This is a genomic window from Microbispora sp. NBC_01389 (assembly GCF_045040095.1).
In the GTDB taxonomy this organism is placed as follows: domain Bacteria; phylum Actinomycetota; class Actinomycetes; order Streptosporangiales; family Streptosporangiaceae; genus Microbispora.
On sequence record NZ_CP109552.1, the window covers coordinates 6,138,382 to 6,155,771 of the forward strand.

Annotated in this window: 17 protein-coding genes; 10 read left to right on the forward strand and 7 right to left on the reverse strand. The window is 72.7% G+C overall.

Annotated elements, in window-relative coordinates; all coding sequences use genetic code 11:
* Window positions 1-22: 22 nt before the first annotated feature.
* Window positions 23-856, reverse strand: coding sequence for a hypothetical protein (locus tag OG344_RS27100; RefSeq protein ID WP_405085511.1), 834 nt, complete (start codon window positions 854-856; stop codon window positions 23-25).
* 204 nt (window positions 857-1,060) lie between these two features.
* On the opposite strand from OG344_RS27100, the gene arfB reads away from it, so the two are divergent.
* Window positions 1,061-1,483, forward strand: a complete 423-nt coding sequence (gene arfB / locus OG344_RS27105; RefSeq protein ID WP_405085512.1) for an alternative ribosome rescue aminoacyl-tRNA hydrolase ArfB — start codon at window positions 1,061-1,063, stop codon at window positions 1,481-1,483.
* Between the two features lie 113 nt (window positions 1,484-1,596).
* On the opposite strand, the gene OG344_RS27110 is transcribed toward arfB, so the two are convergent.
* From OG344_RS27110 to OG344_RS27120, 3 genes are read right to left on the reverse strand one after another with little or no spacing between them, the layout of a single operon-like run.
* Complete coding sequence (locus OG344_RS27110; protein ID WP_405085513.1) at window positions 1,597-1,830, reverse strand: hypothetical protein; 234 nt, start codon at window positions 1,828-1,830, stop codon at window positions 1,597-1,599.
* Between the two features lie 39 nt (window positions 1,831-1,869).
* A complete protein-coding gene (locus OG344_RS27115) occupies window positions 1,870-2,505 on the reverse strand; it encodes a hypothetical protein (RefSeq protein ID WP_405085514.1) in 636 nt (211 codons plus the stop codon).
* Window positions 2,506-2,557: 52 nt separating this feature from the next.
* A complete protein-coding gene (locus tag OG344_RS27120; RefSeq protein ID WP_359867492.1) occupies window positions 2,558-3,337 on the reverse strand; it encodes an HAD-IIA family hydrolase in 780 nt (259 codons plus the stop codon).
* Window positions 3,338-3,507: 170 nt separating this feature from the next.
* Between OG344_RS27120 and OG344_RS27125 the strand changes: the two genes are divergently transcribed.
* Entirely contained in the window at window positions 3,508-4,569 is a 1,062-nt protein-coding gene (locus OG344_RS27125) for an LLM class flavin-dependent oxidoreductase (RefSeq protein ID WP_405085515.1), read from the forward strand.
* Between the two features lie 18 nt (window positions 4,570-4,587).
* Here the strand turns inward: OG344_RS27125 and OG344_RS27130 are convergent, their stop codons facing one another.
* Window positions 4,588-5,478, reverse strand: a complete 891-nt coding sequence (locus tag OG344_RS27130) for a TIGR03619 family F420-dependent LLM class oxidoreductase (protein WP_327046104.1) — start codon at window positions 5,476-5,478, stop codon at window positions 4,588-4,590.
* Window positions 5,479-5,598: 120 nt separating this feature from the next.
* Between OG344_RS27130 and OG344_RS27135 the strand changes: the two genes are divergently transcribed.
* From OG344_RS27135 to OG344_RS27170, 8 genes are all read left to right on the forward strand, one after another.
* On the forward strand, window positions 5,599-6,003 hold the full coding sequence (locus tag OG344_RS27135) for a phosphotransferase (RefSeq protein WP_405085516.1): 405 nt from the start codon (window positions 5,599-5,601) through the stop codon (window positions 6,001-6,003).
* A gap of 100 nt (window positions 6,004-6,103) precedes the next feature.
* On the forward strand, window positions 6,104-6,964 hold the full coding sequence (gene efeU, locus OG344_RS27140) for an iron uptake transporter permease EfeU (RefSeq protein ID WP_405085517.1): 861 nt from the start codon (window positions 6,104-6,106) through the stop codon (window positions 6,962-6,964).
* Window positions 6,965-6,978: 14 nt separating this feature from the next.
* Window positions 6,979-8,115, forward strand: a complete 1,137-nt coding sequence (gene efeO / locus OG344_RS27145; protein ID WP_405085518.1) for an iron uptake system protein EfeO — start codon at window positions 6,979-6,981, stop codon at window positions 8,113-8,115.
* An 82-nt stretch (window positions 8,116-8,197) separates the two neighbouring features.
* Window positions 8,198-9,448: an iron uptake transporter deferrochelatase/peroxidase subunit gene (gene efeB, locus OG344_RS27150; protein ID WP_405085519.1), complete on the forward strand. Its 1,251-nt coding sequence runs from the start codon at window positions 8,198-8,200 to the stop codon at window positions 9,446-9,448.
* 228 nt (window positions 9,449-9,676) lie between these two features.
* Complete coding sequence (locus tag OG344_RS27155; RefSeq protein WP_405085520.1) at window positions 9,677-10,801, forward strand: hypothetical protein; 1,125 nt, start codon at window positions 9,677-9,679, stop codon at window positions 10,799-10,801.
* A 56-nt stretch (window positions 10,802-10,857) separates the two neighbouring features.
* The gene (locus OG344_RS27160; protein ID WP_405085521.1) at window positions 10,858-12,021 is read left to right on the forward strand and encodes a toxic anion resistance protein; all 1,164 of its coding nucleotides are present in this window, start codon (window positions 10,858-10,860) and stop codon (window positions 12,019-12,021) included.
* Window positions 12,018-13,589, forward strand: a complete 1,572-nt coding sequence (locus OG344_RS27165) for an extracellular solute-binding protein (RefSeq protein WP_405085522.1) — start codon at window positions 12,018-12,020, stop codon at window positions 13,587-13,589. The genes OG344_RS27160 and OG344_RS27165 overlap by 4 nt, the downstream gene beginning before the upstream one ends.
* A complete protein-coding gene (locus OG344_RS27170; protein ID WP_405085523.1) occupies window positions 13,576-14,196 on the forward strand; it encodes a hypothetical protein in 621 nt (206 codons plus the stop codon). Before OG344_RS27165 ends, OG344_RS27170 begins: the two co-directional genes overlap by 14 nt.
* 18 nt (window positions 14,197-14,214) lie before the next feature.
* Here the strand turns inward: OG344_RS27170 and OG344_RS27175 are convergent, their stop codons facing one another.
* On the reverse strand, window positions 14,215-16,167 hold the full coding sequence (locus tag OG344_RS27175; RefSeq protein WP_405085524.1) for a CehA/McbA family metallohydrolase: 1,953 nt from the start codon (window positions 16,165-16,167) through the stop codon (window positions 14,215-14,217).
* Window positions 16,168-16,366: 199 nt separating this feature from the next.
* The gene (gene meaB / locus OG344_RS27180; RefSeq protein WP_405085525.1) at window positions 16,367-17,386 is read right to left on the reverse strand and encodes a methylmalonyl Co-A mutase-associated GTPase MeaB; all 1,020 of its coding nucleotides are present in this window, start codon (window positions 17,384-17,386) and stop codon (window positions 16,367-16,369) included.
* Between the last annotated feature and the right edge of the window lie 4 nt (window positions 17,387-17,390).

Below are 17,390 nucleotides of genomic sequence, written 5' to 3' on the forward strand. Positions count from 1 at the left end.
GACCATATCGTGTGTGCGTGTCTCAGGTCACGAAGGGCTTCAGGTACTCGTTGGCGCCCCCGCAGCGCAGGTAGTTGCGCACGGTGTGGAAGTCGAGCCAGTCGATGTCACAGGAGACGTCCCGCTCGACGCCGTCGAAGCACGACGCCAGCGCGGCCGGGATGGCGGCGATGTCGTCCTTGTCGGCGATGTTGATCCAGCGGCGCACGCCCGGCGGGCGCGCTCCCCGGCCCCGGACCGGCACTGGCGCGAGCCTCTCGAACACGACGCGGCGCATGCCGAGCGGGCTGCCCAGCGTGACCAGCAGGTCGACGGACAGGTCGGGATGTGCCCACAGGGCCTCGTACGTCACGACACTGCCGAGGGAGTGCGCGACGACCGCCCTGGGGCGGCGCCGGCGGATGACGTCGGCCACGGTGTCGCGGGCCCGTACGCGCGGGGAGCCGCCGCCGAGGTAGGTGGCCACCTCCGGGCAGAAGTCCTGCGCGAAGCGCACCGCCGCGGGGCCCAGCCTCGCCAGCAGCCACTCGGCGAGCAGGTGCGCGACGCCGGTCAGCGACTCCCCCGCCGCGTCCCGGAACGGACCGCCGAGCTGGGCGGCCCAGTCGGCGAGGACCAGCTTCGACGGAGTCGCCATCTGCCGGACCGGCCGGGGCGGGCCGCTGTGGAGATGATGGGCGTAGTAGGCGATCTCGGTGAAGTAGTCACCCGCGCCGCCCGCCCGTCCGCCCAGCCCCTGGTGCAGATAGGCGTTCCACTTGGCCCGGACGGCCGCGGCGGCGCCGTCCGCCGATCCGCCGGCGTCCTCGTAGTAGTGGTACTTGCCGATGCCGTGCACGCCGACGATCGAGGTCATGCTCCCGCTCCACCATGTCGCCCGTTTTCCGGAACCCACCGGTTTCCGGGGGTCACTGTGCACGACGTGCTGGACCGCGACAACCGTAAGCCGCGTTTACGGTGGTAAATGACGCGCGCCGGTGGTATCTACGCGGATAAGTTGTTCGTCCTGTCCGTTTGTTTCGCCTGTTCGTCCCGTCCGTTCGACCGTAGAGGAATCGTCATGCCAGGCCCGTTGCCCGTCCGCGGCTCGATCGTCGTGCCCGAGGCCGAGTTGACCTGGCGTTTCTCCCGTTCGTCGGGCCCGGGCGGCCAGGGCGTCAACACCACCGACAGCCGGGTCGAGCTCGGCTTCGACGTCGCGCGCACGACCGCCTTCGGTCCGGCGCTCCGAGCCCGGGCGCTCGAACGCCTCGCCGTCCGGCTGGTGGACGGCGTGATCACGGTGACGGCCTCGGAGCACCGATCGCAGTTGCGCAACCGCGAGGCGGCGCTGGAACGGCTGGCGGCCCTGCTCCGCGACGCCATCGCGCCGCCGCCCAAACGGCGCCGTTCCACAAAGCCCTCCAGGGGCTCGGTCGAGCGCCGCCTGGCGGCCAAGAAGCACCGCTCCGACCTCAAGCGCCTGCGCCGTACGGAGGACTGAGCCGCTCGGCCGGCACACCCCCGCCACGTCGCTGTGCCCACCCTCGACCCACTCGCGCTCGCCGTTCGCGACGCGCAGGCCGCCGGTGAGGCGGCGGCGGCGCGGCGCGGCGCTCACCCCTCCTCCAGCAGGTGGGCGTCGGCGGCCGTGAGCGTCAGACCGTACACCTCTCTGAGCTGCCCGATCTTCGTGAGGGTCTCCGGCCCGAACGGCGCCTTGCCCTCGAAGGCGTGCAGGACGATCCCCTCAACGAGGTCGCCGAGGGAGATGTCCAGGTATTCGGCCAGGCCCTTGAGCACCTTCAGCGTGCTGCGCTCGACGCGGAGGCCGGTCTGGGTTCGCTCCACTGTTACCATGGTAACAAGTTACCACCCCAGCAGATCAGATCAGATCCTACGATCCTCCATCTCCCAGATGTGGTCGGCCACGTGCCAGACGATCCGGCGGGCGGCGTAGCGGGCCGGCCATCCGCCCTCGGCGAGCGGCCCGCCGTCCGACGGCCGCGACAGGACGCGGACGATGTCCTCGCGCAGGGCGGCCAGGCCGGCCGTGTCCTTGAACGGCCTGTGCCGCACGCCGATCTTCCTGGCGTAGGACCGCTCGGCCTCGACGACGTGGGAGACCATCTTGTCCCGGTCCCTGCCGCCGCCCCTCGGGCCCTTGCGCAGCTCCTCGGGGGACGCCGCGGCCACGCCGGCGAAGACGTCCCACGCCGCCCGGGCGAGGGCGACCGTACGGGCGGCCTCCGGCGCGCCCACCGGCTCCCGGTCGAGGCCGGGGATCGCGGCGATCGCGCCGAAGTCCGTGTTGCGGTCGCCCGTGACCCGCTCGACGACCTCGGGGTCCCCCGGGGCGAACTCCAGCCCGGCCCGCCCGGCGATCACGCGGTAGCGCGGCGTGTAGTCCAGGAGGGCCTCGATCGCGGCCTCCTCGGTCCTGCCGATGCGGCACCAGCCCGGCCAGTCGGCCGAGCAGGCGAAGACCCTCTTAGGCCCGATCTCCAGATAGACGCGGTGGTTCATGGGGCCAGCATGGCAGCGGTACCTGCCAGCCCCTGTCAGGTTCCCCGCCGGCTCAGACGAGGTCGATGAGGTCGGCCACGGAGTTGACCACCTGGGTGGGCCGGAAGGGGTACCGGTCGATCTGGTCCTTCTGGGTGACGCCGGTGAGCACCAGGATCGTGTTCAGGCCCGCCTCGATGCCGCAGACCACGTCGGTGTCCATGCGGTCGCCGATCATCGCGGTGCTCTCGCTGTGCGCGTCGATCTGGTTGAGCGCGCTGCGCATCATCATCGGGTTCGGCTTGCCGACGAAGTACGGCTCGACCCCGGTCGCCTTGGTGATCATGGCGGCGACCGCGCCGCAGGCCGGCAGCGAGCCCTCGGTCGACGGGCCGACGGGGTCGGGGTTGGTCGCGATGAACCGGGCGCCGTTGTCGATCAGCCGGATCGCCCGGGTTATCGAGGTGAAGCTGTAGGTGCGGGTCTCCCCCAGCACCACGTAGTCGGGGTCGAGGTCGGTCAGCACGTAGCCGACCTCGTGCAGGGCCGTGGTCAGCCCCGCCTCGCCGATGACGTACGCCGAGCCCTCGGGCCGCTGGTCGGCCAGGAACTTGGCGGTGGCCAGCGCGGAGGTCCAGATCGACTCGGCGGGCACGTCCAGCCCCGCCGCGCGCAGCCGCACGGACAGGTCGCGGGCGGTGTAGATCGAGTTGTTGGTGAGGACGAGGAACCTCTTCCCCGACTCCTTCAGCCGCCTGATGAACTCGTCGGCGCCCGGCACCGGCTGGCCCTCGTGGACCAGTACGCCATCCATATCAGACAACCACGACTCAATGGGCTTTCGCTCGCTCATGCGTCCAAGCATGGCAGGTGGCGGGGCACCGAAGCACATTTCGCCCGGGCACCGGGAAATATCCGGATGCGACCTCAAGTTGGGGCGAACATGAGCGAGCGAAGCAGGCAGGACAGCACGCACGGCCCGACCGGCCCACGCGATCCCGGCCCGCGCGGCGAGGGGGTGGCATGAGCGGCGGGGACGAGATCCGCGGCGTGCCGCGCGGGACGGCGGGAGTGCCGCTGTCGATCCTGGAGCTCGCGACCGTCGGCGAGGGCCAGACGGCCGCCGAGTCGCTGCGCGACGCCACCGAGCTGGCCCGGCGGGCCGAAGAGTGGGGGTATCACCGCATCTGGGTCGCCGAGCACCACGGCATGCCGGGAGTGGCGAGCTCCTCCCCGGCCGTGCTCATCGCGCATCTCGCGGCGGCCACCCGGACGATCCGGATCGGGTCGGGCGGCGTGATGCTCCCCAACCACGCCCCGCTGGTGATCGCCGAGCAGTTCGGCACGCTGCACGCGCTGCACCCCGGCCGCGTCGACCTCGGCCTCGGCCGCGCCCCGGGCACCGACATGGCGACGGCGAACGCGCTGCGCCGCTCCGCCGAGGTGGACCCCGACGACTTCCCCCGGCAGGTGGCCGAGCTGACCGGGTTCCTCGACGGCTCCTTCCCGCCCGGTCACCCGTACGAGAAGATCAGGGCCGTGCCGGGCGGACCCGACGCGGCGACCACGGGCCGGCCGCCGATCTGGCTGCTCGGATCCAGCGGGTTCAGCGCCAGGCTGGCCGGGCTGCTGGGGCTGCCGTTCGCCTTCGCCCACCACTTCAGCGCCGCCAACACCGAGCCCGCGCTCGACCTCTACCGCTCCTCCTTCCGCCCCTCCGAGGTGCTCGACCGCCCGTACGCGCTGATCGGGGTGGCGGCGGTCGCCGCCGACACCGAGGAGGAGGCGCTGCGGCAGGTCATGCCGGGCGCGCTGTCGTGGCTGCGGATGCGCCACGGCCGGCCCGGCCGGATGCCGACCCCCGAGGAGGCGCTGGCCTATCCGTACACCCCGATCGAGCGGGAGTTCGTCCGCGACCGGCTGTCGGCCGTCGTGCACGGCGACGCCGGGACCGTGCGGGCCGGGCTGGAGGAGCTGCGCAAGCGCACCGGGGCCGACGAGCTGATGATCACCACGATGGTCCACGGCGCCCCGGCACGGCTGCGCTCCCACGAGCTCGTCGCCCGCGCGTACGGCATGATCTAGCGTCGCGGCCGCGCCCGCCTACGGGGCGAGGGCGTCAAGGGCCTCCTCGGCACGGCGCAGGGACTCTCCGGGGTCAGCCTCCGGGTCGCCGATCTCGGGGTCGAAGTTGAGGTCGTGGAAGACCTCGGTCACCCCCCTGGCCGCGAGCTCCTCGACGTCCCGCCGGATCTTGTCGTACGGCCCGGTCAGCGGGCCCTCGTCCGCCGGGCGGACGCGGGTGACGCCGCGTACGACGAACCGCAGCGCGTCCGGGTCGCGCCCGGCCCCCCGGGCCGCCTCCTTCACGATGGCGATCTGCTGGTCGATGGTGCCGAGGTCGGCGCGGCTGGAGCTGATCCAGCCGTCGGCGATCCGCCCGGCGCGCTCCAGCGCGACCCGCGCGGTGCCGCCCAGCAGGACGGGCGGCGGCGAGGCGGGCCGGGGGTCCTGGTGGGAGCGCGGCACCTCGTAGAACTCGCCCCTGTGCTCGACGACGTCCTCGGTCCACAGCCGCCGCAGCAGGCCGACGTACTCCTCCGCGCGCCTGCCCCGCCGCTCCATCGGCACGCCGGACGCGGTGAACTCCTCCGGCAGCCAGCCCAGCCCGAGGCCCACGTCGAGCCTGCCTCCGGACACCTGCTGCAGGGTGGAGAGCTGCTTGGCCAGCAGCACCGGGCTGACGAACGGCAGGTTGAGCACGGCCACGCCGAGCCGTACCCGCTCGGTGATCCCCGCCAGGTACGCGAGCGTGACGACCGGGTCCTGCACGCTCCGGTAGACGGGCCCCATCGCGTGGCCCTCGGGGTAGAGCAGCCGCTGGAACGCCCACACCCCGTGGTAGCCGAGCTCGTCGGCGCGGCGGGCGATCCGCCTCATGTTCTCCGGCGTCGCCCACGAGCCCGACACCGGCACGGCAAATCCAATCCTCATACCCGCACACTAGGGTGTCCGCCGTGGACGATCATCGTTTACAGGCCGGCGACCTGGCCCGTCTGGCGGGACCCGGCGGGCCTGCCGCCCGCCGGGGGGCCGTCGCGGCTGCCGCGGGCCATGGCCGACCTGGCGTCGGCTGGCGTTCCCGCCCCCGTCGCAGCGCCGATCCTGGAGGCGTACGCGACGCTGCCGCCGGCCCGGGAGGGTGGCGCGCTGACGCACGGCGACTGGCACCTCGGCCAGCTGGTCCGGCACGGCGGCGGCTGGCTGCTGATCGACCCCGACGACCTCGGAGCGGGCGACCCGGCGTGGGACCTGGCCCGTCCCGCCGCCTGGTTCGCCGCCGGCCTGCTCGCCCCGGATGACAAGGCGGCGGGTGTGCCGGGCGGGCGGCTTGAGCGGGACCACCGGGTAGTCTCCGGCCTTCGCCAGGTCGTCGGCGGACGCCCGGAAGCTTGTGAAGTCTCCCGACGCGCCCAGTTTCGCCAGTACGGCCGTGCCGTTGCCCCAGCGGCCCCTTGAGGTGACAAAGGCCCTACCCGGTTACTCGCATCCGTGCTCTTGTCGGTAAGGTGAACCTGACCTAAGTTAGGTAAGGCTTACCGACTATCCGGAGGGCGATGTGTTCGCGAGCTTCCTCATCGGCCTTCGCGAGGGCCTGGAGGCGACCCTGGTCGTCTCCATCCTGGTGGCCTTCCTCGTGAAGAGCGGCAGGGGTGACCGCCTGCCGCTGGTCTGGGCCGGTGTCGGAGCCGCCGTCGCGCTCTCCGTGGGGTTCGGGGCGTTGCTGACGTTCACCGCGGCCAACCTCGGCTCCCGGCAGCACGAGATGTTCGACGCCTTCGCCTCGCTGGCCGCGACCGTCTTCGTCACCTTCATGATCTTCTGGATGCGCACGGCGGCCCGCCGGATGTCGGGCGACCTGCGCGAGAAGCTCAGCGACGCCCTGCAGCTCGGGTCCGTGGCCGTGGTCGTGGTGGCCTTCCTGTCGGTCGCCCGCGAGGGGCTGGAGACCGCCCTGCTGTGGTTCGCCGCCGTCCAGGGCGCGACCACCAGCGCGAGCCCGCTCACCGGCATCACGCTCGGCCTGCTCACCTCCGTCGCGCTGGGCTACGGGCTGTACCGCAGCGCGGTGCGGATCAACCTCACCAAGTTCTTCACCTGGACCGGCCTGCTGCTGATCCTGGTCGCCGCCGGCATCTTCAAGTACGGCGTGCACGACCTGCAGGAGTCGGGCCTGCTGCCCGGCCTGAGCACGTACGCCTTCGACATCAGCGGCGTGCTCGACCCCGGCGCCTGGTACTCGACGCTGCTGAGCGGCATGTTCAACATCACCGCCCAGCCCAGCGTGCTGGAGACCGTCGCCTGGGTCGCCTACGCCGTGCCCGTCCTCGTGCTGTTCCTGCGGCGGCCCTCCGTCAAGGCACCCGCCGGCGCCGCCCCCCAGTCTCAACAGCCCCAGTCTCCCCAGCCCGCTTCGTGACCGGAGTCCGCCCGATGCGCACCCCCACCGTCCTGGCCGTCGCGACCATGGCCCTGGCAGGCCTGACCGCGTGCTCGTCCTCCGGCTCCGGTGCCGCCACCGAGGCGACCGCGGCCGGCTCCGGCGCGATCGCCGTGGCCGCCACCGACACCGAGTGCAAGGTGACGAAATCCGACCTCGCGGCCGGCACCTCGACCTTCGCCATCACCAACAGCGGCACGAAGGTCACCGAGTTCTACGTGTACGCGCCGGGCGACCGGGTGATGGGCGAGGTGGAGAACATCGTGCCCGGCCTGACCCGCGAGGTCGTGATGGAGCTTCCCGCCGGCATGTACGAGACCGCCTGCAAGCCCGGGATGACCGGCAGGGGCATCCGCGGCCCGCTCAAGGTCAGCGGCGAGCACAAGCCGCTGAGCGGCGACGCCGGGCTCGCCGAGGCCATGGCCAGCTACAAGCGCTACATCAAGAGCCAGTCCGACACGCTGCTCGACAAGACCAGGGAGTTCACCGAGGCGGTCAAGGCCGGCGACGTGGCCGCCGCCAAGAGGCTCTACCCGGTCGCCCGCACCTACTGGGAGCGGATCGAGCCCGTCGCCGGGGTCTTCGGCGACCTCGACCCGGCCATCGACGCGCGGGAGAACGACGTCCCGGACGGCGAGGAGTGGACCGGCTTCCACCGCATCGAGAAGGACCTGTGGGTCAAGAAGGACGTCGGCGGCGACGGCCCGATCGCCGACAAGCTGATGACCGACGTGCACACGATCGTGACGAAGTCCGCGACGGTCGACCTCTCCCCCGTGCAGCTCGCCAACGGCGCCAAGGGGCTGCTGGACGAGGTCGCCACCGGCAAGATCACCGGCGAGGAGGACCGCTACTCGCACACCGACCTGTGGGACTTCGACGCGAACCTGCAGGGCTCGAAGGCGGCCGTACAGGCGCTGCGCCCGGTCCTGAAGGAGCGCGACGCCGATCTGGTCAAGACGCTCGACGCGAAGTTCGCCGACGCGGAGGCTGCGCTCGGCCGGCACCGCGACGGCGACGGGTGGAAGCTGCACACGGAGCTGTCCAAGGACGACCTGCGGGCGCTGTCCGACGCGATCAACGCGCTGGCCGAGCCGATCAGCAGGGTCGCGGCGGCGGTGGTCAAGTGAGCCCGGAACGCGGTCCGGAGCGCGGTCCGGAGGACGCGGCGAGGCGGGGAGGCACCGTGTTCGAGGTGGAGGGGGAGGCATCGTGAGCGAGGGATTGAGCCGCAGGCGGCTGTTCGGCCTCGGCGCGGCGGGGGTGGCCGCCGTCGGGGCGGGCGCGCTCGCCACCCGGTCCCTCGCGGAGCAGCCGGTCGCGCTCGCCTCCGCCACCTCCGACGCCGTCCCCTTCTACGGCGCCCACCAGGCCGGCATCACCACCCCCGCCCAGGACCGGCTCCACTTCGTGGCCTTCGACGTGATCACGAAGGACAGGGGGGAGCTGGTGGAGCTGCTCCAGGAGTGGACGGCGGCCGCGGCCCGGATGACCCAGGGCAGGGACGCCGGCACCTTCGGCGCCGTGGGCGGCGCGCCGGAGGCGCCGCCGGACGACACCGGCGAGGCCCTCGGCCTGCCCGCGTCCGGCCTGACCCTGACCGCCGGCTTCGGACCCTCGCTGTTCGACGGCCGGTTCGGCCTCGCCGACCGCCGGCCGCCCGCGCTGGCCGACCTGCCCGCCTTCCCGGGTGAGGACCTCCAGCCCCAGATCTCCGGCGGGGACATCTGCGTGCAGGCGTGCGCGCACGACCCGCAGGTGGCGGTGCACGCGATCCGCAACCTCGCGCGCATCGGCTTCGGCAAGGTCTCCGTGCGCTACTCGCAGCTCGGCTTCGGCCGCACCTCGTCCACCTCCCGGGCGCAGGCGACGCCGCGCAACCTGATGGGCTTCAAGGACGGCACCAACAACCTCAAGCTGGAGGACACCTCCATGCTGCGCGCCCACCTGTGGGCCGCGCCCGGCGACGGCCCGGCCTGGATGGACGGCGGTTCCTACCTCGTCACCCGCAAGATCAGGATGCACATCGAGACCTGGGACCGCGCCCCGCTGGCCGAGCAGGAGGCCATCTTCGGCCGGGACAAGGGGAAGGGCGCGCCGCTCACCGGCAAGGAGGAGTTCGACGCGCCGGACTTCGCCGCGAAGGGCCCGGACGGGCAGCCGGCGATCGCCGGCGACGCGCACGTACGGCTCGCGCACCCCGACGCGCACGGCGGCGCGCGGCTGCTGCGGCGCGGCTACAACTTCGTGGACGGCTCCGACGGCCTCGGGCGGCTCGACGCGGGCCTGTTCTTCATTGCCTACCAGCGCGACCCGCACAAGCAGTTCGTGCCGATCCAGCGCATGCTGGCGCAGAAGGACGCGCTGAACGAGTACATCAAGCACGTCTCCAGCGGCCTGTTCGCCTGCCCGCCCGGGGTGATCGACGGCGGCGACTACTGGGGCCGCACGCTGTTCGCCTGAGCGCGTGACCCGTCGGCACCCGATTCCGCATGTCCCATAAATAGCACTTTGCCCCTTTTTCGACACAGCAGCATTCAGGCCGAAGAGGTCCCGATTGCCACGTCGATGAATTCGTCGTGAACATACGCGGAATTTCGCTGGATGCCCCTTTTCTTCCGCTCGTGAATTTCCCTTGTCTCCCATAATTCGGGTACGGGGATCAGGGCCACGGGGCGAAGGAAACCGGGAATGAAGCGGTGGATCGGGGTCGGGCTGGCGCTGCTGCTGGGTGCGGCCGTCGTCCTCGCCCTCGTGCTCGGCAACGACCGGGGCGACGGCGACGGGCAGGGGGACGGGCAGGGGGCCCTCACGACGGTCCGCGGCGTCATCGGCTCGGAGAAGAAACCCTTCTTCGACGACCCCGCCGTCAGGGCGGCCTTCGCCAGGCACGGACTGCGGGTCGAGGTCGACACCGCCGGGTCGCGTGAGATCGCGTCCACGGTGGACCTGCGTCCGTACGACTTCGCCTTTCCCTCCAGCGTCCCGGCGGCGGAGAAGATCCGGCAGGCGCGCAAGATCACCCGGACCTACTCGCCGTTCTACTCGCCGATGGCCGTCGCGACGTTCCAGCCGGTCGTGGACGTGCTGGCGAAGGCGGGGGTGGTCCGCGACTCGGGCGCGGGCTACCAGGTCCTCGACCTGCGGCGGTTCCTCGACCTCGTCGCCCGGGGCACCCGCTGGGACGCGCTGCCCGGCAACACCGCGTACCGGGCGCGCAAGCGGGTCCTGCTGACCACCACCGACGTCCGCACGTCGAACTCCGCCGCCATGTACCTCGCGGCGACCAGCTACGTGGCCAACGGCGACGACGTCGTGAGCTCGCGGGAACAGGTCACGGCCGCGGCGGAGAAGATCGCGCCGCTCTTCCTCGACCAGGGCTACTCCGAGTCCAGCACCGAGGCGCCCTTCGAGGACTATCTCGCGCTGGGGATCGGCAAGACCCCGATGGTGGTCATCTACGAGGCGCAGTACGCCGCGCGGCTGTTCGCGGGCGGCGGAGCCGTCCGCCCCGACATGCGGCTGATCTACCCCGCGCCGACCGTGCTGAGCAAGCACACGCTCGTCCCGCTCACGGCCCGGGCGGCCGAGGTCGGGCGGCTGCTGCAGGAGGACCCGGAGTTCGCCCGGCTCGCCGCGAGGTACGGCTTCCGCACCGCCGATCCCCAGACGTTCGCGGACCTGGTCACCAAGGCGAAGGCGCCGATTCCCGCAAGCCTGGTCGACGTGGTCGAGCCGCCCGCCTACGACCGCCTGGAGGAGCTCGTCGCGACCATCGAGCGGCGCTATCAGGCCGGTGCGAAGCCGTCGTCCTGACCCCCACTTGTTCAGGAAGACAGTTCCCTGAAGAGTCCCAGGAAGAGAGGACATCCGTGTCCGAAGATCTGGTGCTGACCCCGCCCGCCCCGGTGGCGGCGGTGCCCGTCGAGAAGGCGGCCACCATGCTGCCGCTCCCCGGCGAGCGCGCCGGCGAGCTCGCCCGGAAGGCGGCCGGCTTCGCCGACGAGCTCGGCGCGCTCGACCACCGGTCGCCGGAGTTCACCAGGAAGGTGACCGACATCACCTCGATGGGCGACGCGGAGATCCGCGCGTCGTCCCAGGTCGCCAACCGGATGCTCAGGCGCCCGGTGGCGGCGCTGGCCTCGGCCAAGGGCGAGGGCGCCGACGGTCAGGCGCGGGTCGCCGGGCAGCTCGTGGCGCTGCGCCGGACGATCGTCGACCTCGATCCCAAGCAGGCGGCCGCCGGCACCCGGCGGCTGCTCGGCGTCATCCCGTTCGGCGACCGGCTGCGCGACTACTTCGCCAGGTACCGCAGCGCGCAGAAGCACATCGACGACATCATCCGGGCGCTGAAGTCCGGGCAGGACGAGCTGCGCAAGGACAACGCCGCGATCGAGGGCGAGAAGGCGAACCTCTGGGAGTCGATGACGAAGCTCCAGGAGTACGCCGTGCTGGCGGCGGCGCTCGACGCGGCCCTCCAGGAGCGGATCGACCGGATCGAGCTCACCGACCCGGACAAGGCGAACGCCCTGCGGTCGGACGCGCTGTTCGGGGTGCGCCAGAAGCACCAGGACCTGCTGACCCAGCTCGCCGTGTCGGCCCAGGGCTACCTCGCGCTCGACCTGGTGCGCAAGAACAACCTGGAGCTGATCAAGGGGGTCGAGCGGGCCACCACCACGACGATCGCGGCGCTGCGCACGGCCGTCACGGTCGCCCAGGCCCTGGCCAACCAGAAGCTCGTGCTCGACCAGATCACCGCGCTGAACACCACCACCTCCGACCTGATCCTCGCCACCAGCGAGATGCTGCGCACCCAGGCCGGGGACATCCAGACCCAGGCCGCCGCCACGACCGTGAGCATGGAGGCGCTGAGCAAGGCGTTCGACAACATCTACTCGACGATGGACATGATCGACGGCTTCCGGGCCAAGGCCGTGGAGAGCATGGCCGTCACCGTCGGCAACCTGACCGTCGAGCTCGACCACGCCCGCGCCTACCTGGAGCGATCCCGCCGCGCCGACGAGGCCGCGTCGTGAGGAGCGCGGTCACGGCCGCCGCCCTGGCCCTGCTGCTGGCCGCCACCGGCGCCTGCTCGGGTGGCGGCGGGGCGGAGTCCCCGCCGGACGACCCCGCCGTGCTGCGCGTCCTGGCGGGCAGCGAGGTCAAGGACCTGGAGCCGCTGCTCGCCAAGGCGGCCGGGGCGGCGGGGGTGAAGGTGTCGCTCTCCTACACCGGCACCCTGGACGGCGCCGAGCAGGTGGCGAGCGGCGCCGCGGACGGCCGCTACGACGCCGTCTGGTTCTCCTCCAACCGCTACCTGTCCCTGATCGACGGGGCGACCGCGCGCCTGTCCACCCAAACCAAGATCATGGTGTCCCCGGTCGTCCTCGGCCTCACCCGCGCCAAGGCCCGCGAGCTGCACTGGGACACCGGCGAGGTCACCTGGAGCGACATCGCCGAGGCCGCCGCCAAGCGCCGCTTCACCTTCGGCATGACCAACCCCGCGTCGTCCAACTCCGGGTTCTCCGCCCTGGTCGGGGTGGCGGCGGCGCTGTCGGACGCGGGTGAGGCGCTCGACCAGGTCCAGATCACAGCCGTCACCCCGAAGCTGACCGGGTTCTTCGCCGCCCAGACCCTCACCGCCGGCTCCTCCGGATGGCTCGCCGACGCCTTCCGCCGGCGCACCGACGTGGACGGGCTGATCAACTACGAGTCGGTGCTGCTCGGCCTGCGCTCCGCCGACGGCGAGCCGCTCACGCTGGTCTACCCGGCGGACGGCGTCGTCACCGCGGACTACCCGCTCACGCTGCTCGCCTCCTCCCCCAAGAAGGCGCAGTACGGCAGGCTGGCGGCCTGGCTGCGCACCCCGGAGGCGCAGCGCGAGATCATGACGGCCACGGCCCGCCGGCCCATCGTGCCCGAGGTGCCGCCCGACGCCAGGTTCGGCACGGCCTCGCTGCTGGAGCTGCCCTTCCCCAACCGGCGCAGCGCCGCCGACGCGCTGATCAGCGCGTACCTGAACAAGGTGCGCCGCCCGTCGCGCACGCTGTTCGTGCTGGACACCTCCGGGTCGATGGAGGGCGACCGCATCGCCGCGCTCAGGGCGGCGCTCGCCACGCTGACCGGCGCCGACACCTCCGCGTCGGGGCGGTTCTCCCGGTTCCGCGACCGGGAGACGGTCACCCTGCTGCCGTTCAACACCGTGACCGGCCCGGGGAGCACGTTCACCGTGCCGGAGGGCGACCCCGACCCGGTCCTGGCCCGGATCCGGGCGTACGGCGACGCCCTGGCGGCGGGGGGCGGCACCGCCATCTACGACGGCCTGCGCGCGGCCTACCAGACGGTCGGGAGCGAGCGGGACGGCGGAAGCTTCACCTCGGTGGTCCTGATGACCGACGGCGACAACACCGACGGCTCCTCCTACGTGGACTTCGCCGCCTTTCACCGGACCCTGAACACCCATGTGCCGACGTTCGTCGTGCTGTTCGGCGACAGCGACGTCTCCGAGATGCGCCAGGTTTCCGCGCTGACCGGCGGCGCGGTGTTCGACGCCCGGCAGGCGTCCCTCGCCTCGGCGTTCAAGGAGATCCGTGGCTACCAGTGACCGCGTCCTCGCCTACCTCGGCTCGCTGAAGAACATCACCGGCTCCGCTCTCGCGCTCGGCGGTCTCGCGCTGCACTTCCTCGGCCTCGCCGGGTCGCTGTGGCCGGTGGTCGTCGCCGGGCTGTACGGCGTGGGCGCCCTGCTCGCCCCGCCCGACCGGGTCCGGCTGGCGATCTCCCACGCCGAGGTGGAGACGCGCGCCCTGCGGGCCGACCTGGACGCCCTCGTGGCGAAGGTGACGACCGCCCGTTTCCCCGAGGACGTGGTGGCGAAGGTCGGCGACCTCGCCGGGATCCTGCGCGAGGTGCTGGCCAGGGCGGAGGCGCTCACCTCCGCCCCCGACCATCTGCACGTCGTCTCGCAGGCCGTCCGCGACTATCTGCCCACCAGCCTGGAGGCGTACGCCAACCTGCCCCGGTCGTACGCGCTGACCCGGCGGGGGGCCCGTGAGCGCAGCGCGCACGAGGAGCTGATGGCCCAGCTCGGCCTGCTGGAGTCGGGGCTGTCGGCCGTCGCGGAGGCCGTCTACCAGGGGGACGAGCAGGCCCTCAGGGACCAGGGACGGTTCCTGCGCGACCGCTTCGGCGGCTCGTCTCTCGATCTGTGAAGCCGGAGAGGCCGGCGGTCACAGGCGCGACTCGTACACCGCCCTGGCCTTCTCGACGAGGTCGAGGTGGTCGCGGAGCTGGGCCCGGGTGTGCAGCCGGGCCCGGTCCCTGACCAGCTCGTCGAGCAGGTCGAGCCAGCGCAGGCACCACCGGACGTCCTCCGGGCGGGCCACGTGCCGGCCCCGCAGGTGGAGGTGGACCGGGCTGGTGTGGGCGTACACCCGGCCGCCGGAGGACGGCGGACGGGCGCCGCCGCGGGCGACCGCGACCACGTAGTCCGGCGCGTCCACCGTCAGCGAGGCGGTGATCTCGGGGCCAGGTCCCTCGGCCAGCACGCCGTCCGCGGTGCGGATCTCCAGGTGCGCCACCTCCGCCCCGGCGGCCCGCGCCCGGATCGTCACCGTCTCTCCGCCGTCCAGGCCGAGCGTCTCCCCCGGGCCCTGACCGTCCACCGTGAGCTCCAGCCAGGGGCCGGTGGTGGCGAACGTGCGGCCCCGCCGTACGGCCTCGGCGAACGACCCGGCGCTGAGCGGGCCGTCCACGCGGGCGTAGACGCGCTCCCAGCCCGGCGGGCTGGAGACCGTGTCCTGGCGGGTGAACGACAGCATGGTGTCGGTCCCGGCGAGCGCGGCGAGACGGTTGCCCGCGCCGAGCAGCCTCCGGTACACCTCGGCGGTCCCCGGTGTGGCCGACAGGTCGCTGAAGTGGAGCAGCTCCATCCCGTCGACCAGGCCGAGCGCGGCGTCCACCACCAGGGCGCGGCCGGTGCAGTTCCTGGCGCCGTCGGCGGCGACGTCCTCGGGCGAGGAGATCGGCCCGTGGAAGGGGTGGGCGTACCCCAGCACGGCGCGCGGCTCCCGAAGGTCGCCGCAGACCGTCCCGTTGGGCGGCCAGTCGGCGTCCGCGCCGAAGCCGGTGTGGCAGACGGCGGGCGGCGCGGCCACCCCGAACACGTGGACATGGCCGAACAGGTCGTTGCGATACTCCACCCCCATCCGGGCGACGTGCCCGGCGTCCGACCACGGCAGGTCACGACCGGCCCAGTGCCGCAACGCCTCCAGGTCGTAGACCCGGTCGCCCGCGACGTTCCCGGCGACGAGGTTCAGCACGTGCAGGTCCTCGCCGTGCTGCGCCGCCGCCGCCTCGGCCGGGACCGCGACCAGGTCTCCCGCCCAGTTCAGGTGGACGTGCAGGTCCGCGCCGTACCAGCCCCGGGCGGCGGCGTCGTACCGCCGTCGCGGCGTGAGCCCGACCAGCGTCTCCTCCCCCTCCCCCGGGACCACCGTGGTCTCGGCCACGCCGTACTCCATGCCGCGGGTCACCCTGATCGCGACCGGCTCGGCGGGTACGGCGACCACGAGGTCGTCGCCGTGGAAGAACGGCACGTCGTCGTTGTCCCGCCGCTCGGGCACCCCGTGCGGATACCACCCCTGGCCGTCGCGGGAGGTCACGCTCCAGCGGCAGGGAAAGCCCGCGCGCAGGCGCAGCCGCGCGGCCCGCGCCGGCCGGGTGAGCCCGGACAGGTCCACCGCCTCGCCGTCCACCGTCAGCGTGGTCGCGGTCGTGACGTCGAGCAGCCGGGCGCCGCCCGCGGCGATCGCGTACGGCACGCCGTCGGCCGACACCTCCACCGGGCCCGGGAGCGCGGAGTCGGCCAGCAGGACGACGGGCACGGCCCCCGGGGACAGCAGCGGCCGGGCCGGGCCATGCTCCAGCCGGTGGCCGTCCGGGGTCAGCCGCAGCACCACCAGGCCCCGGGGGACGCCACCGTGGAGCGCGTCCCGGAAGGCCGCGTCGAGGTCGGGTCCGTAAGCCATCCGCTCGGCCACCGTGGGAAACCGAAGGAACGGCATCATCCGGACGTATCCCAGCGGCGGCTCACCCCAGGTGATCCCGTGCGCGGACAGCAGCGCGCCGTACTCCCGCAGCGCCCGCGCCACCTCCGGCGGCATCATCGGATCGCGGGTCATCGCACCTCCCCGTAGTCGAAAGCGGCCACATCGTGGCACGGTTTCGGCCGGAGAAAATGTGCACCGGTGCGTTCCCGGGCCCACGGGTAGCGATCTGTCCCACCCGGGAGGAAAGGTGATGTCCCGAGTGTCCGCCGTATTCCACCGGCTCCCGCACCCGCCCCTCCGGGGGCGTGCGCGGCGGGTCCTCACGGCGGCGTCAGGCGGGCGGGGTCTCCTCGGCAGCGTCCGGGCCGGTGGTGCCCCCGGTGGCGCCCTGGGCGTCGGGAGCGGCGGGCAGGAAGGCCGCCAGGATGCGGTCGGCGGCGAGGGCCGGTGTGAGGGTGCCGTCGAGGACCCGCCGCTCGATCTCCGGCGCGAGCGGCGCGACCGTCTCGCGCAGCATGGTCAGCAGGCGGTCGGTGACCAGCGCCCACGTCCACTCGACCTGCTGGCGGCTGCGCCGGGCGGCGAGGTCGGCGCCCTCCTGATGACGCACCACGTGCGCCCACAGCTCCTCCAGGCCCGCGCCGGTGAGCCCGCTGCAGGTCAGCACCGGCGTGGCCGAGCGCAGCAGCCGGAGCGCCCCGGACAGCTCCCGCGCGGCCCGGCGCGCCGCCATCTCGTGTTCGCCGTCGGCCTTGTTCACCGCGATCACGTCGGCGAGCTCCAGCACGCCCTTCTTGATCCCCTGGAGCTGGTCTCCCGTACGGGCGAGGGTGAGCAGCAGGAACGTGTCGACCATGTCGGCGACCGTGGTCTCCGACTGGCCGACGCCGACGGTCTCGACGAGCACGACGTCGTAGCCGGCCGCCTCCACCACGACCACGGCCTCCCTGGTGGCCTTCGCCACGCCGCCGAGCGTCCCGGCGGTCGGGGACGGCCGGATGAAGGCGTTAGGGTCGGCCGACAGCTTGGCCATCCGGGTCTTGTCCCCCAGGATGCTGCCGCCCGAGCGCCGCGACGAGGGATCGACGGCCAGCACGGCCACCCGGTGCCCCTGACCCGTGAGACAGGTGCCGAGCGCCTCGATGAAGGTCGACTTGCCGACTCCCGGCACCCCCGACACCCCGACCCTGCGGGCCTTTCCGGCGTGCGGGGTGAGCTCGACCAGCAGCCGCTGCGCCAGCTCCCGGTGATCGGCCCTGGAGGACTCCACCAGCGTGATCGCCCGGGCGGTCCACCGGCGGTCGCCGGACAGCACGCCCTTGACGTAGTCCTCGACCACCGGTGCGGTCACCGCT